This window comes from Amycolatopsis sp. NPDC101161, assembly GCF_044768185.1.
Taxonomy (GTDB): Bacteria; Actinomycetota; Actinomycetes; order Mycobacteriales; family Pseudonocardiaceae; genus Amycolatopsis.
In genome coordinates, this window is the sequence record NZ_JBIWPI010000005.1 from 219,249 (window position 1) to 233,710 (window position 14,462).

The following is a 14,462-nucleotide window of genomic DNA, read 5'->3' on the forward strand; positions in this document are numbered from 1 at the left end:
CCCCGGGGCCGGGCCCACCCCCCCCCGGCGGGGTCTGGGCCGGGCGCCCCACTTGTTCTTTGGTGGTAACCCGGTTTTCCCCCCTGTACCCCCCCCACGACCGGTTATTCGGCGAGTCTGGTGCGGCCGCACCAGGCGAACACCGGGACCTGGTCGCCGCCGCTGGTCGTCGTGAACTCGCCCGCGTGGGAGAAGTGTTCGTAGCCGGCGCCGAAGCTGACCTTCGCGACTTCGCCGAGGCCGCCGACCGTCCATTCCCGGTGCTGTTCGCCCAGTTCTGCCGGGCCACCGGAAAGCGTCACCTTGATGTTCGTCATGGGTCATCTCCGTGGGTTCGTCGGCGCGGAGGAAAAATGTGTTGTTCGTCTCTCGACGATCCCCGACGTGCGCTCGCCGTGTCAATCGGCCCGGACAGGGGTTGACGGTAGGGGTGTTACGCGAGTTCTGCGGCCAGGCGGTGAATGCGCAGCGCCAAGTGGACGTCCAATGCCCGGTCGCCCTCTTGCCAGTCTTGGCCCAGCAACGCCGTGATGCGGTCCAGGCGCTGGTAAAGCGTGTTCGGGTGGATCGTCAGCTCCTCGGCCGCCGGGGTCTTGCGGCGGCCGTTGCGCAGGAAGACCTCCGCAGTGTGGACCAGGTCCGTGCCGCGCTCGTCGTCGTGGGCCAGCAGCGGCGCGAGCGTGCGGGTGACGAACGTGCCCGCGTCCGCGCGCCCGGCCTGGCTCAGCAGGTAGCGGTACGGGCCGAGGTCGGCCGGGGACGCCGTGGAACCTGTGCGTCCCAACGCGTTCAGGACCCGGACGCACGCGGCCGCGTCGTCGTAGGCGTCGGCCAGCGCGGCCGCTCCGGTGGCCGGGCCCGCCAGGCCCGTGGTACCCAGTGACCACGAGCGGACCGTCGCCTCGTCGGCGCGGACCAGGGCGACCACCCGACCATCCACTGTGGACTTCGACGTTGCGAAGTCCCGCAGCCGCGGGTCCTCGCTCACCACGACCAGGTGCGGCCGCCGCAGATCGCGGGCGTGGGCCGGAATCTCGCGGACCCGGCGGGTCACCAGCTGCTCCACCAGTTCCTCCGCCGTCCGGCGCTCGGCGCGCTCGACCGACGCCACGAGGGCGACCGTCATCGCCGAGCGCTCCAGCAACCGGACGTCCGCCTCGGCCAGTGGGGCCTCGGGAACCACTTGCAGTGCCCCGAAATACGCGTTCACCGACGCGAGTGGCACGGTGACCGTCCGCCCGTCCACGCGAGTCCGCCGGGCGGTGGCGAACAGCGCCGACGGCTTGCCGTCGAGCCGCGCGTCCACGAGCGAGCCGGCGCGGGCGGCCGCGCGGACCTCGTCGTGCTCGTCGGCGACCAGCACCAGGCCGCTCACCAGCTCCGACAGCGGGACGACGACGTCTTCGGCCGCGCCGCCGTGCAGCGCCACCTCGCCGAGCCGGTCGTGCAGCCGGACGGCCCGCTCCAGCCGGTCGTTCGCCTCGGCGAGCGCGGTGACCAGTTTCGCGTTCTCGATCGCGATCGCGGCGAACGAGCCGAGCGACGTCAGCAGCGACGACTCCGCCGCGGTGAACCGGCGCACCGCCCGCTGCGACACCATCAGCACGCCGGCCACCTTGCCGCGCAACCGCAGCGGCACGCCGAGGATCGTGCGCAGACCCTCGTCCTCGGCGACGCGGTCGACCTCGCCCAGGTGCGTCAACGCGGCGTCGCCGAGGTAGTCGGCGCTCTGCACGGGTTCGCCCGTGTCGGCCACCTGCCCGGCCAGCCCGCCGTGCGGCGGCAGCACGACCCCGCGCAGCCGCGGGCCGAGCGAGCCGTCGGTGACGCGGATGACGAGCGAGCCGTCCGGCTCGGCCAGCGCGAGGTAGGCGACGTCGACGCCGAGCAGCCGCCGCGCGTGGTCGACCACCTCCTGCACCAGCGCGTCGAGGTCGTGGACCGCCGACAGGCGCAGGACGAGGTCGTACAGCTCGCGCAGGCCGTGGGCGTCCATCAGCCCAGGTGCGTCGTCTCGGCCGGATCCCAGCCCGGGTCGCCGGTGGCGGCGAACCGCGTCCACGCGGCGTTGACCTCGCGGGCCAGCCCGGCCGGCGGCTCGTCGCCGACGAGCGCGGCGGACGCGGCCAGGGAGTCGAACACGAACGGCAGCTCCATGCCGTGGCACGCGCCGAGCCGCGGGGCCCGCCACTCGAACTCGTACCGGAACGAGCGGCCCTGGTGGCTCTCGACGAGTTCCTGGACGCCGTCGCGGAAGACGAGGTCGGTCATGGCCTCGACGAACACCTCGCCCGCCTTCCGGCCGTCACCCAAGCCGTACCCGCGAAGGACGTTCGCCGCGTCCGGGTGCGACGCCGACAGCATCGCCACGGCCTGCTCGTCGGTCAGCACGTCGAGCAGGCCGGTCGGGCCGAAGTACAGCAGCATCTCCTCGTGGCAGGCGCCGGCGATCAGGTCGACGTCGGCGCCCGCACCGGCGCGGATCGCCTCGCCCGGGTGCCGCGGCAGGACGTCGTCGCCGACCAACGGGAGGAACGGGCTCAGGCCGAAGCCGTGGTCCAGCCCGTCTTCGCCGCGCAGGTCGGGGCTGCCGCCGGGCTTGAGCAGCGCGTCCTGCGCGTCGAGCAGCTGCTCGGTGCTCAGCTTCCGGAACGCGTCGGCGGTGGGGGCGACGCGGAGGCGGTCGGCGACCGCCTGCGTCACGCGCTCCAGTTCCGCCCGGCCGCGCACCATGTTCGCGTGTCCACTTTGGACTATCGCGCGCCGGAAAAGGCCGGCCGACAGCGGGGAACCGAGCAGGCACGCGACGCTGATCGCGCCCGCGGACTCGCCGAGGAGCGTCACGTTGCCGGGGTCACCGCCGAACGCCGTGATGTTCTCCTGGACCCAGCGCAGCGCGGCGAGCTGGTCGCGCAGGCCGAGGTTGGTGCCGCCGCCGTCGAGGGGCAGGAAGCCGTCGACGCCGAGCCGGTACTGCACGGTCACCAGCACCGCGCCGCCGCGGGTGAAGGCCGTGCCGTCGTAGACCGGGGCCGAGCCGGTGCCGCCGATGAACGCGCCGCCGTGCACGAACACCAGCACCGGCAGGCCTTTCGCGCCCGGGTCCGGGGTCCAGACGTCGACCGTCAGGTACTCGGCGCCGGGCCGCCAGCCGTTGCCGACCACGGCGGACAGGTCGAGGCCGGGGATCGTCCGCTGCCGTTGCGGCGCGGTGGGCCCGGCCTCGCGGGCGTCGCGCACGCCGTCCCACGACGGCGCGGGCACGGGCGCGGCGAACCGAAGCTCGCCTTCGGGCGCGGCGGCGTAGGGGAGGCCGCGGAACCGGACGCCGGTGGCGATCGCCTCGCCGCGGACGTCGCCGGAGGTGGTGCGGACGATCATGCGGGTGTCCCTTCGGGGAAGACCTTGCCGGGGTTGAGGATGTTCCGCGGGTCCAGGGCGTTCTTGACCGCGCGGTGCAGTTCGAGCACCTCGGGACCGAGTTCGCGCGCGAGGCCGGGTTGCTTGAGCAGGCCGACGCCGTGCTCGCCGGTGACGGTGCCGCCGAGGTCGAGCGCGTCGGCGATGATGTCGTCGAACGCGGCCTGGGCGTTCCTCCGCGCGGTGTCGTCGCCGGCCGGCGTGACCAGCAGCGGGTGCAGGTTGCCGTCGCCGATGTGCGCGACGTTCGCGATGTGGACGCCGTGGCGCCGCGCTGCGGCATCGATGCGGGCGAGCATTTCGGGCACCGCCTGCGTCGGGACACAGACGTCCTCGGTGAGCAGCGGGCCGAGCCGCTCCAGCGCGGGGTAGGCCAGGCGGCGGGCGGCGAACAGCGCGTCGGCCTCGGCCTGGTCGGTCGACTGCGCGGCCCAGGTCGCGCCGGCCTGCTCGAAGCAGTCGAGGATCTCCGCGGCTTCGTGCTCGCCGAGCGCGCCGGGGGAGTCGGTGCGGGCGAGGAGCACGACGTTCGCGTCGGCGCTCAGGCCCATGTTCTTCCACTGGTCGACGGCGGCCAGGCAGTGCCGGTCGACGAGCTCGAGCGCCGAGGGCAAAACACCCCGGGCCGCGACCGCGGCGGCGGCCTGCCCGGCGGCGACGGTCGTGTCGAAGTACCCGGCGACCGTCCGCTCGGCCGCGCGGGCGGGCCGCAGCCGCACGGTCACCTCGGTGATCACGCCGAGCGTGCCTTCCGAGCCGACCATCAGGCCGGTCAGGTCGTAGCCTGCGACGCCCTTCGCGGTACGGCGGCCGAGCCGGACGAGCTCGCCGGTGCCGGTGACGACCTGCAGGCCCAGGACGTAGTCGCGGGTGACGCCGTACTTGACGCAGCAGACGCCGCCGGCGTTGGTGGCGACGTTGCCGCCGATGGTCGACCACGGCGAGCTGGCCGGATCGGGCGGGTACCAGAGGCCGCGCTCGGCACAGGCGGCGCGCAGGTCGTCGTTGACGACGCCGGGCTCGACGACGGCGTACCGCTCGTGCTCGTCGATCTCCTTGACGGCGGTGAGCCGGTCGGTGACCAGCACGACGCAGCCGTCGACGGCGTTCGCCCCACCGGACAGGCCGGTGCCCGCCCCGCGCGTGACGAGCGGGGTCCGGTGGTCCAGGCAGACCTTGACCACGGCCTGGACCTCTTCGGCGGTGTGCGGCCGGACGACCACGGCGGGCGGGGCGTAGGGCGCCCACTCGGCCTCGTCGTGGGCGAAACCCGCCACGACGTCCGGGTCGCGGACCAGCCGGTCCGCCGGCAGCACGGCGGCCAGGTCGTCGATCAGCATCCGCGGGAACCTCCTCGTCACCGGGTTCCCACGCTAGAGCCGCGGCGCCGGTCCGGCCATGGGGAAAGTCCCCACCGGACGCACCCGGGGGTGTGCTCACCCCACAGGGATGACCTCGTTGAACGCCTCGGTCGAGCTCGGGTGCGTGTAGATGGCGTTCCGCAGCTCGGTCGCGGTCACGTCGTGGCGGATGGCCAGCGCGACGGTGTTGACGACCTCCTGCGCGTCGATGCTCAGCAGTGCCGCGCCGAGGACCAGGTCGGTGTCGGCGTCCACGATGAACTTCATGATCCCGCGCGTCTCTTCGACGGTGTAGGCCCGGGGCATCGCGACGATGTCGGCCACCCGCTTCTTGCCGACCTTGATGTTCCGGCCCTGCGCGCGGGCTTCGCGCTCGGTGAGGCCGACGGTCGCCAGCGGCGGGGTGGTGAAGAGCGTGTGCGGCACGGCGACGCGGTCGGCCGTGGTGCGCTTGCCCTCGCCGAGCAGCTGGTCCAGCACGATCCGGGCGTCGTCGAGGGCCACGTAGGTGAACTGCGGGCCGCCGTTGACGTCGCCGACGGCGAAGATGTGCGGCTGGCTGGTGCGTAGGTGCTCGTCTACTTCGACGGCACCGGCCGGCGTGGTCCGGACGCCGGCCGCGTCGAGCCGCAGGCCGTCGGTGACCGGACGGCGGCCGGTCGCCGGCAGCAACGCACTGGCCTCGACTTCGTGCGTCTCGCCGTCCTTTTCGAAGACGACCTTCGCGACGGCGCCGCTGTCCTCGACCTTCGTGATCTTCGCGCCGGTGATGATCCGGATACCGTCGCCTTCGAGGATCTCGCGGGTGACCTCGGCGATGTCCTCGTCCTCACGCGGCAGCAGCCGCTCCGCGCCTTCGAGGACGGTCACGTGCGTGCCGAAGTGCTGGTAGATCGACGCGAACTCGAGTCCGAGGTAGCCGCCGCCGACGACCACCAGCCGCTCCGGCAGCGTCGCCGCCTGCGTGAGCTCGGTGCTGCTGACCAGGTGCTTGCTCGTGGCCAGACCGGGGATCGGCGCGACGACCGGCGCGGAGCCGGTGCTGAGGATGATCGTCGGCGCGGTGACGGTGATCCGGTCGTCCCCTTCGCCGACGGCGACGGTGTGCGGGTCGGTGAACCGGGCGGTGCCGGTGATGACGGTGACGGTGTCCTTCCCGTCGAGCGAGGCGAAGTTGCCCGCGCGGAAAGCGCTGGTCAGGGTGCGGACGCCGGCGATCGAGCGGGCGAAGAACTCCTGCGCGTCGTCTTCGAGGCGGCGGCCGTTCGAGTAGTGGACGAGCATCTTGGTCGGCACGCAGCCGACGTTCGGGCAGGTGCCGCCGTACATGTTTTCGGAGCGCTCGACGAGGACGACGCGCTTGCCGGCGTCGCCGAGCGCGTGCGCGGCGGTCTTCCCGCCCTTGCCGAAGCCGATGACCAGGACGTCCGAGGTGAGCTGGGTGGTTTCCATACGTCCGAGTCTGCTTCGGGCGCAGTGATCCGACCAGGCTTGCCAGTATCAAATAACTGCCCCAAAGTATCACCGTGGACACCGTCAGCCGCCTGCTGCGCATGGCCCAGCTCGGGGCGACGCTCGAGAAGCACTGCCTGCTCGGCGCGGGCACGCGGATGGACGTCGCCCGGTACGGCGAGCTCGAAGTGCCGTTCCACGTCCTCCTGGAGGGCGAGTGCCGGCTGTACGTCGGCCACGAGGTGTTCGACCTGCGGGCGGGCGACGTCGTGCTGATCCCGAGCGGCGCGGCGCACCGGGTGGTCACGGCGGGCCCGGGCCGGGCGCGAGGCACGGTCGAGACGGGCGGGGACGCCTTCACCACGACGCGCAGCGAGCGCGGCGGCGACCCGGTGATCGACCTGTTCTGCGGGCACTACACGGTCAACGCGGGCGCCGGCGCGCTGCTGTTCCGCAGCCTGCCGGGCGCGATCCACGTGGCGTTCGGGCAGTCCGCCGAAACCGACGAGGTCCTGCGCGGGCTGAGCGCCCTGATGCGCGCGGAGGCGAGCCGCGAAGGATCCGGAACGGCGGCGATCCTCGCGGCGCTGTGCACGGTACTGCTGGCAATGGTGCTCCGCACGGCCCGCGGTGCGGCGTGGACGGCGGTGGCCGACCCGGGCATCGCGGACGCGATCGGGAGCATCCTGGCCGACCCGGGGCAGGACTGGCCGATCGAGCGGCTCAGCAGGCAGGCCTCGATGTCCCGCGCGACCTTTTTGCGACGATTCGTCCGGGAGACGGGGACGACCGTGGGAGCGTTCCTGGCCCGCGCCCGCATGATGGCGGCGGCCGAGCTGCTGACCACCACGGACAAACCGGTGGCGGCCATCGCCGACCGCGTGGGGTACCGCTCGGAGTCGGCGTTCACCCGCGCGTTCCGCGCCGAGCTCGGCACCACTCCCGCCCGCTTCCGGCGGGAGTACGGCCCTGGGGTACCGGCCTGAAAGCTGTCGCGCGACACGGCGGCCGGCTGTAGACGGGAAGCCGGCAGCGCAAGAAGACCACGGCGTCACCAGACCTCCCCCGCCCTCCTCCCAAGCCGCTTTCCAGTCGACGACCGGGTTTGTCAAGGCACGCTTTCCCGCCTTGACAAACCCGGGCGGCGACGGACAATCCGAACGGAGGGCGGGGGAGGTCGGACCCGCCTAAGCCGCGGCAGACCTGAAACGGCGGTTGTCCTCTGCCGTGGCTTCAAAGAAAAAGCATGTCCTCGCCGGACGGGCAGGCTCTGGGATGACCGGGGCTTTCCGAGTCCCCTCACCTTTCGAGGTGGGCCGCTGGGTGGTCATCCCGTCGCCTGATCGAGGCCTATCACTTTGAGCCGGGCCCGCAAGCTTGCGCTGTCCTCTCGCTTTGGTCTGTGGGTTGCGGGCCCGGCTCAAAGTGATTTCACGGCCTCAGGCGACGGGATGACCACCCAGCTCTTCTTGTGGTTCGCGCTACGCGCGCCGGTTACTTCGGGAACCAGTGTGCAACGGTTGCGCATCGCTTGTAGGGTGGCAGGACAGCGGTTCAGCCTGAAGCCGTCGTGCCTCGACCCCGCAGCCCCCACCCGGGCTGCCGTGGGCCCGGACCCGGCGTCCGGCCGCCACGGCGTTGTGCCAAGGAGGCCTTCCGCGAATGTTCGCTCCTGAGATCTGCCCGCCCGCCGTCTTCGACGTCACCACCACCGCGCACGCCAGCGTGGTCGCCGCCACCGGTGAGCTCGACCTCGCCGTCACCGAACACCTCGAAACCCTGCTGCGCCGGGAACTCCGGCTCGCGCCGGCCCTCGTCTTCGACGCTTCGGCCGTGACGTTCTGCAGCGCCCGTGTCCTTACGATCCTGGTCGACACCGCCCAGGAGGCCGCCGCGAGCGGGGTGCCGTTCGCGGTCGCGAGCCGGTCCCGCGCCCTGCTGCGCCCGATCGCCGTGCTGCGGCTGGAGCACCTGCTGCCGGTGCGCCGGAGCACCGGGGAAGCGCTGGCCCGGCTCGGCCTGGTGGTGCGGGAGCCCGCCTAGGCTTCTTCGCAGCCGACGCGGGCCCAGACGAGCTTGCCGTCGTCGTGGTGGCTCACTCCCCAGTCGAGGCTGAGCTGGTCCACCAGCAGCAGGCCCCGGCCACCACCGTGGTCGGGGACCCGCAGCTTCGGTTCGCCGGTCCCGATGTCGGCCACCGCGACCGTCAACTCGCACGGGTCGTGCGTGCGGTGGATCCGCAGCTGGCGCGGTCCGCCGCCGTGGACGAACGCGTTCTCCAGCAGCTCCCCGACGACGATCAGCGCGTCGATCAGGTCCGCCTCCCGCAGGGGGCCCAGCTTGGCCTCGGCCCACCGCCGGGCGGCGGTCAACCCGGGCCGGTCGACACCGGCGACGTCCAGCACGTGCCACCCGGCTTGATCGGCTCCGCTCCAGCTCACGCGCACAGTGCGACTCCTCCCGAACACCGCGCTCCCCCACGAGCGCGGCGCGTTCGCAAATGGCGTACCCGCTCCGGCGGCTTTTACTCGCGCGTCCGCGGGGGACCTTAGGGGCCGCTAGGGGTCGTTGGGCCGCCCGCGCGCTGGCTAGCTTGGCCGGACGGAGGCTCCGACCCGGAAAGGCGGTGGGACGACATGGTCGCCCACGACGGCAACGCCGAGGAGAACTGGTTCCGCCGGTTCGCCGCGTCACCCGAGGCGAAGGCGCGGCTGGTCTGCCTGCCGCACGCCGGCGGCTCGGCCACCTTCTACTTCCCCGTGGCGAAGGCACTGGCCCCGGACGTCGAGGTCCTCGCCGTCCAGTACCCGGGCCGGCAGGACCGCCGCCACGAACCGTTCCTGACCAGCATCGGCGCCATGGCCGACCGCGTCGCGGACCTGCTGCGGGACAAGACCGACCGCCCGCTCGCCCTCTTCGGGCACAGCATGGGCGCGATGGTCGCCTACGAGACGGCCCGCCGCCTCGAACGGGACGGCGTGGCCGTCGCGGGGCTGTTCGTCTCCGGCCGGCGCGCGCCTTCGCGGGTGCGTGACGAGAGCGTGCACACGCGGACCGACGCGGGCGTGCTCGAGGAGCTGCGCAAGCTGAGCGGCACCGAGATGGACCTGCTCGGCGACGACGACGTCGTGCGGATGATCCTGCCCGTGGTGCGCAACGACTACCGCGCCGTCGAGACCTACCGGGACACCCCGGGCGAGCCCCTCGCGACCCCGATCGTCGCCTTCACCGGCTCCGCCGACCCGATGGCCACCCTCGACGAGGTCGCCTCCTGGGCCGGCCACACGACCGGCGGGTTCGAGCTGGTGGAGCTGTCCGGCGGCCACTTCTTCCTCACCCGCCACCAGGACGTGATCCTCGGGCGGCTGGCCGCCGAGCTGGGCGGCGTCCGTGTCTGAGGCACCGGCCGCGTTCGCCAACCGGCTCGTCGAACTGCGGGAGACCAAGGACGCGGCGCGCCGCGGGCCGGACGAAGCCGCGACGCGCCGGCAGCACGAGCGCGGCAAACTGACCGCGCACGAACGGATCGAGCTGCTCCTCGACCCGGGCTCGTTCACCGAGCTCGAGGCCCTGCGCCGGCACCGGGCGACCGGGTTCGGCCTGGAGCAGCGCCGGCCGCACTCCGACGGCGTCGTCTGCGGCTGGGGCACCGTCGACGGCCGGACGGTCTTCGTCTACGCCCACGACTTCCGAGTCTTCGGCGGCGCGCTCGGCGAGGCGCACGCCCAGAAGATCCACAAGGTGATGGACCTCGCCGAGGCCGCGGGCGCGCCGCTGGTGTCGCTCAACGACGGCGCCGGCGCCCGGATCCAGGAGGGCGTCACCGCGCTCGCCGGGTACGGCGGCATCTTCCGGCGCAACACCCGCTGTTCCGGGGTCATCCCGCAGATCTCGGTGATGCTCGGCCCGTGCGCGGGCGGCGCGGCGTACTCGCCCGCGTTGACCGACTTCGTGTTCATGGTCCGCGAGACGTCGCAGATGTTCATCACCGGCCCCGACGTCGTGCAGGCGGTGACGGGCGAGGAGATCACGCAGAACGGCCTCGGCGGCGCCGACGTGCACGCGGAGACCTCCGGCGTCGCCGCGTTCGCCTACGACGACGAGGCGACCTGCCTGGCCGACGTCCGGTACCTGCTGTCCCTGCTGCCGGCCAACAACAACGAGGCCCCACCGCGCGTGCCGGCCGGCGACCCGGCCGACCGGCGCACCGACCGGCTGCTCGACGTCGTACCGGTCGACCCCGCCCGCGCGTACGACATCTGCGACGTCATCGCGGAGGTCGTCGACGACGGCGAGTTCCTGCAGGTGCACGCGGGCTGGGCGACCAACGTCGTGTGTGCGCTCGCCCGGCTCGACGGGCACGTCGTCGGCATCGTCGCGAACCAGCCCGCGGTCCTGGCCGGGGTGCTCGACATCGAGGCGAGCGAGAAGGCCGCGCGGTTCGTGCAGACGTGCGACGCGTTCAACATCCCGCTCGTGACGCTGGTCGACGTGCCCGGCTTCCTGCCCGGCGTCGACCAGGAGCACGGCGGCATCATCCGCCACGGCGCGAAGCTGCTTTACGCGTACTGCAACGCCACTGTGCCGCGGGTGCAGCTGATCCTGCGCAAGGCTTACGGCGGCGCGTACATCGTGATGGACTCGCGCTCGATCGGCACCGACGTCTCGCTGGCGTGGCCGACGAACGAGATCGCCGTGATGGGCGCCGAGGGCGCGGCGAACGTGATCTTCCGCCGCGAGATCAACGCCGCCGACGACCCGGAAACCGTGCGGGCGTTGAAGATCAAGGAATACCGCGCCGAGCTGATGCACCCGTACTACGCGGCCGAACGCGGTCTCGTCGACGACGTCATCGAGCCGGGGGAGACGCGGTCGCTGCTGATCCGCTCGCTCGCGATGCTGCGCACCAAGCACGCCGACCTCCCGGCGCGCAAGCACGGGAACCCGCCGGTCTGATGGGCAACCCGGTGGTCCGCGTCGTGCGCGGCGCGCCCGACGAGACGGAACTGGCGGCGCTGATGGCGGTCTTGGCCGCCCTCAGCGCCCGTCCGGTGGAACCCGAGGTGCCGGCCCCGCGCCCGCGCCGCCGGCCGCCGTTCCGGACGGCGACCAGCTGGCGCACCCGCCGCTGAAGCTCGCTCAGGTCCGGACGGTCGTACTGTCCAAATAGGTCAGCACCGCGCGGATGCGGCGGTTCTCGTCGCGGCTCGCCTCCAGGCCCAGCTTCGCGAAGATGTTGCTGATGTGGTTCTCCACCGCGCCCTGCGTGACCACCAGCTGCTTCGCGATCGCCGCGTTCGACAGGCCCTGGGCCATCAACCCCAGCACCTCCGTCTCGCGTGCCGTCAGCGCGTGCAGCGGGTCGCGGTTGCGGGACAGCATCTGCGCGACGACGTCCGGGTCGATCGCCGACCCGCCGCCCGCCACCCGGCGGACCGCTTCCAGGAAGTCGGCCACGTCGGCGACGCGCTCCTTCAGCAGGTACCCGACGCCGGAGGTGCCCTCGGCGATCAGGTCGACCGCGTAGCTGCCCTCCACGTACTGCGACACCACCAGCACCGGCAGCCCCGGGACCTCCTTGCGCGCCGCGATCGCCGCGCGCAGGCCCTCGTCGGTGAACGTCGGGGGCATCCGGACGTCGGCGATGACCAGGTCCGGCTGGTGCTCGCGGACGGCGACCAGCAGGTCGTCGCCGTTGGACACGGCGGCCGCGGTCTCGATGCCGACGTCGGCGAGCAGGCTCTGCACGCCGGCCCGCAGCAGGACGGAGTCTTCGGCGATGACGACACGCATTGTTCCCACTCCCAGGGGGTTCACCAGCGGACGGGCAGGTCGGCGCGCACGACCGTGGGGCCGCCCACCGGGCTGACCACGGTGAGCACGCCGTCGATCGTGGCGGCCCGGTCGGCGAGCCCGGCCAGGCCGCCACCCGGGCGCACGGACGCGCCGCCGTGGCCGTTGTCGACGATCTCGACGACGACGGTCTCGTCGTCGCGGGTCACCCGCACCGTCGCGCGGTCGGCGCCCGAGTGCTTGGTGATGTTGGTCAGCGTCTCGCTGACGATGAAGTACGTCGTCGTCTCCACCGGCGCCGGTGGCCGCGGCTCGACGGTCACCTCGACGTCGACCGGGATCGGCATCCGCGCGGTCAGCGAGGACAGCGCCGCGTCCAGGCCGCGGTCCTGCAGCACCGGCGGGTAGATCCCGCGGGCGAGGTCGCGCAGCTCGGACACCGCGAGCTTGGCGTCCGCGTGCGCCGCGCCGATCAGCTCTCGCACGGCTGCGGCGTCTGCGGGATCGTTCACGTCGAGTTTCAGCTGCGCCCGGCCCAGGCTCATCGCGACGGCTACCAGCCGCTGCTGCGCGCCGTCGTGCAGGTCGCGTTCGATGCGCCGGCGTTCGGCCTCGACCGCGTCGACACCCCGGGCACGCGAGTCACTCAGCTGCCGCGTGCGGGCTTCGAGCTGCTGCGTCCGGTTCGGGCCCAGCATCGACGCCGTCAGCGCGGCGTGCATCGCCCCGATCCGCGGCGCGACGAAGATCCCGAACGGCGGCACGGCGACCGAGACGATCCCGGCGACGAACTCCACGATGCCGAGCGGGAACGCGAGCAGCACGTAGTTCACCTCGTGCCAGGTGACGGGGTCGACCAGCCGGGCCTGCCACGTCTGCAGCAGCCCCGGCCCGTGCGGACGCCGCCGCGGCGCCGGGACGCCGGCGTCGAGCATGGCGCCGGCCCAGCGCCGTTCCAGGTCCGCGAACCCGCGGACGAGCGAGGTGGCCGCGATCAGGATCGGGATGCCGACCCACAGCATGGTGGTCGCGATGCCGAGCACCATCGTGACGAGCACCAGCACGAAGGCGAAGATCCGCAGCGGCAGGCTCGCGATCAGGAAGCCGATGGTGCGCACCACCTTCGGCCGCCCGGTCACCGGCATCGCGCGATCCGTTCCAGCTCCGGCACGAGGTCGTCGAGGGTCGGCGTCGCGAGCATCTCGTCCCGTACCTCGAGCGCGCAGGACCGGAACGACGGTTCCTCCAGCAGTCTCTTCAGTCCACTTCGGACGGACTGCGGCGTGACGTCCTCGAGGTCGAGCACCAGCCCGTTGCCGCGCTTCTCCTGCGCGACGGCCGAAACCCGCTCGCTCCACGTGGTTCCGGGGATGATCAGCTGCGGCACGCCGTTGACGACGGCGTTGCCGATCGTAGCCCCGCCGCCCTGGTGCACGATGGCCGAGCAGCTCGCGAGGAGCTCGTACATCGGCACGAAGTCCACCGCGCGCACGTTGTCCGGGATCTTCTTCACCGAGGCGAGCTGGGACTCGTTGAGCGTCGCGATGACCTCGACGTCGAGGTCGGCGAGCCCGTCGAGCAGGTCGGCCACCGACGTCTCCTCGACGCCGAGCACCTGCCGGTTCGAGATGCCCAGCGTCAGCATCACGCGCGGCCGCTCCGGCGGCTCGAGGACCCAGCGGGGGATCGCCATCGGCTTGTTCTGCGGGATGAACCGCGCCGGCACGTAGTCGACGTCGACGCCTTCGTAGCGCAGGTAGGACGGGTGGCAGTCGAGGGTCTTGACGCCGTGGCGCAGCGCCTCGTCGTAGTCGGCGCCGAACCGCCCCACCGCGGCGGACATCCATTCGACGAACGGGTCCGGCGAGGTGTCCTCGGGGTGGCTCGCGCGCAGGTCGCGGTACTGCGCGGCGATCCGCGCGGTCTGGTCGGCCGCGTACATCATCCGCAGGTGCGGGACGCCGAGCACGTGCGCGACGATCGGGGCCGCGTAGATCATGGGGTCCCAGACGACCAGGTCCGGTTTCCAGCCCTTCGCGAACCGCACGAGCTCGTCGAGCAGCGCGTCCGGGGTGGTCCAGCGGAAGACCTCGACCCAGTGCTCGTAGACCGTGCGGACGTACTCCTCGGTGTAGCGCTCGGGCCGGCTCTCGGAGATGCGGAAGCCGCCCTGCATGGCGTTGTCACCGTCCATCTGCAGCTGCCGGTGGCGCGCGATGTCCAGCTCGTCGCCGAACCACATCGCGTCGAGGCCCGTCTCGGCGAACGACGCCACCTCACGCGGGTTGCGCTGGCCCACGAACCGGACCTCGTGCCCCGCCGCGGCCAGCGCCCAGCCGACCGGGGCCATGCTGTAGACGTGCGTCCTCGTCGGGAACACCATCATCATGACGCGCATGGACGCACTCCCCGGAAGTCGGCTGCTGCTGTCCTCGA

General features: G+C 72.4%; 14 protein-coding genes. 5 read left to right on the forward strand and 9 right to left on the reverse strand.

Annotated features, from left to right (window positions below):
• Nucleotides 1-104: 104 nt before the first annotated feature.
• From ACIRSS_RS34675 to ACIRSS_RS34695, 5 genes are all read right to left on the reverse strand, one after another.
• Nucleotides 105-317: a DUF5988 family protein gene (locus ACIRSS_RS34675; RefSeq protein WP_400902479.1), complete on the reverse strand. Its 213-nt coding sequence runs from the start codon at nt 315-317 to the stop codon at nt 105-107.
• A gap of 116 nt (nt 318-433) precedes the next feature.
• Nucleotides 434-1,996 carry a helix-turn-helix domain-containing protein gene (locus ACIRSS_RS34680; protein WP_400902481.1) on the reverse strand — a complete coding sequence of 521 codons (1,563 nt, stop codon included), beginning with the start codon at nt 1,994-1,996 and terminating at the stop codon, nt 434-436.
• A complete protein-coding gene (locus tag ACIRSS_RS34685) occupies nt 1,996-3,381 on the reverse strand; it encodes a carboxylesterase/lipase family protein (RefSeq protein ID WP_400902484.1) in 1,386 nt (461 codons plus the stop codon). The genes ACIRSS_RS34680 and ACIRSS_RS34685 overlap by 1 nt, the downstream gene beginning before the upstream one ends.
• Nucleotides 3,378-4,760 (reverse strand): FAD-binding oxidoreductase, encoded by a 1,383-nt coding sequence (locus ACIRSS_RS34690; protein WP_400902487.1) that lies wholly within the window; start codon nt 4,758-4,760, stop codon nt 3,378-3,380. The genes ACIRSS_RS34685 and ACIRSS_RS34690 overlap by 4 nt, the downstream gene beginning before the upstream one ends.
• A 96-nt stretch (nt 4,761-4,856) precedes the next feature.
• On the reverse strand, nt 4,857-6,233 hold the full coding sequence (locus ACIRSS_RS34695; protein WP_400902490.1) for a dihydrolipoyl dehydrogenase family protein: 1,377 nt from the start codon (nt 6,231-6,233) through the stop codon (nt 4,857-4,859).
• Between the two features lie 74 nt (nt 6,234-6,307).
• Between ACIRSS_RS34695 and ACIRSS_RS34700 the strand changes: the two genes are divergently transcribed.
• Together ACIRSS_RS34700 and ACIRSS_RS34705 are read left to right on the forward strand one after the other, a co-directional pair.
• Nucleotides 6,308-7,219, forward strand: a complete 912-nt coding sequence (locus ACIRSS_RS34700) for a cupin domain-containing protein (protein WP_400902492.1) — start codon at nt 6,308-6,310, stop codon at nt 7,217-7,219.
• 676 nt (nt 7,220-7,895) lie between these two features.
• Nucleotides 7,896-8,276: an STAS domain-containing protein gene (locus tag ACIRSS_RS34705; protein ID WP_400902495.1), complete on the forward strand. Its 381-nt coding sequence runs from the start codon at nt 7,896-7,898 to the stop codon at nt 8,274-8,276.
• On the opposite strand, the gene ACIRSS_RS34710 is transcribed toward ACIRSS_RS34705, so the two are convergent.
• Complete coding sequence (locus ACIRSS_RS34710; protein ID WP_400902497.1) at nt 8,273-8,674, reverse strand: ATP-binding protein; 402 nt, start codon at nt 8,672-8,674, stop codon at nt 8,273-8,275. The genes ACIRSS_RS34705 and ACIRSS_RS34710 overlap by 4 nt on opposite strands.
• A gap of 195 nt (nt 8,675-8,869) precedes the next feature.
• Here ACIRSS_RS34710 and ACIRSS_RS34715 point away from each other — a divergent pair, with 195 nt between their 5' ends.
• From ACIRSS_RS34715 to ACIRSS_RS34725, 3 genes are read left to right on the forward strand one after another with little or no spacing between them, the layout of a single operon-like run.
• Nucleotides 8,870-9,631, forward strand: coding sequence for a thioesterase II family protein (locus tag ACIRSS_RS34715; RefSeq protein WP_400902500.1), 762 nt, complete (start codon nt 8,870-8,872; stop codon nt 9,629-9,631).
• On the forward strand, nt 9,624-11,189 hold the full coding sequence (locus tag ACIRSS_RS34720; protein ID WP_400902503.1) for an acyl-CoA carboxylase subunit beta: 1,566 nt from the start codon (nt 9,624-9,626) through the stop codon (nt 11,187-11,189). The genes ACIRSS_RS34715 and ACIRSS_RS34720 overlap by 8 nt, the downstream gene beginning before the upstream one ends.
• Entirely contained in the window at nt 11,189-11,365 is a 177-nt protein-coding gene (locus ACIRSS_RS34725) for an acyl-CoA carboxylase epsilon subunit (protein WP_400902506.1), read from the forward strand. Before ACIRSS_RS34720 ends, ACIRSS_RS34725 begins: the two co-directional genes overlap by 1 nt.
• Before the next feature lie 7 nt (nt 11,366-11,372).
• Here the strand turns inward: ACIRSS_RS34725 and ACIRSS_RS34730 are convergent, their stop codons facing one another.
• From ACIRSS_RS34730 to ACIRSS_RS34740, 3 genes are read right to left on the reverse strand one after another with little or no spacing between them, the layout of a single operon-like run.
• Nucleotides 11,373-12,026 carry a response regulator transcription factor gene (locus tag ACIRSS_RS34730; RefSeq protein ID WP_400902509.1) on the reverse strand — a complete coding sequence of 218 codons (654 nt, stop codon included), beginning with the start codon at nt 12,024-12,026 and terminating at the stop codon, nt 11,373-11,375.
• 20 nt (nt 12,027-12,046) lie between these two features.
• A complete protein-coding gene (locus tag ACIRSS_RS34735) occupies nt 12,047-13,171 on the reverse strand; it encodes a sensor histidine kinase (RefSeq protein ID WP_400902511.1) in 1,125 nt (374 codons plus the stop codon).
• A complete protein-coding gene (locus tag ACIRSS_RS34740) occupies nt 13,162-14,424 on the reverse strand; it encodes a nucleotide disphospho-sugar-binding domain-containing protein (RefSeq protein WP_400902514.1) in 1,263 nt (420 codons plus the stop codon). The genes ACIRSS_RS34735 and ACIRSS_RS34740 overlap by 10 nt, the downstream gene beginning before the upstream one ends.
• Nucleotides 14,425-14,462 lie beyond the last annotated feature (38 nt).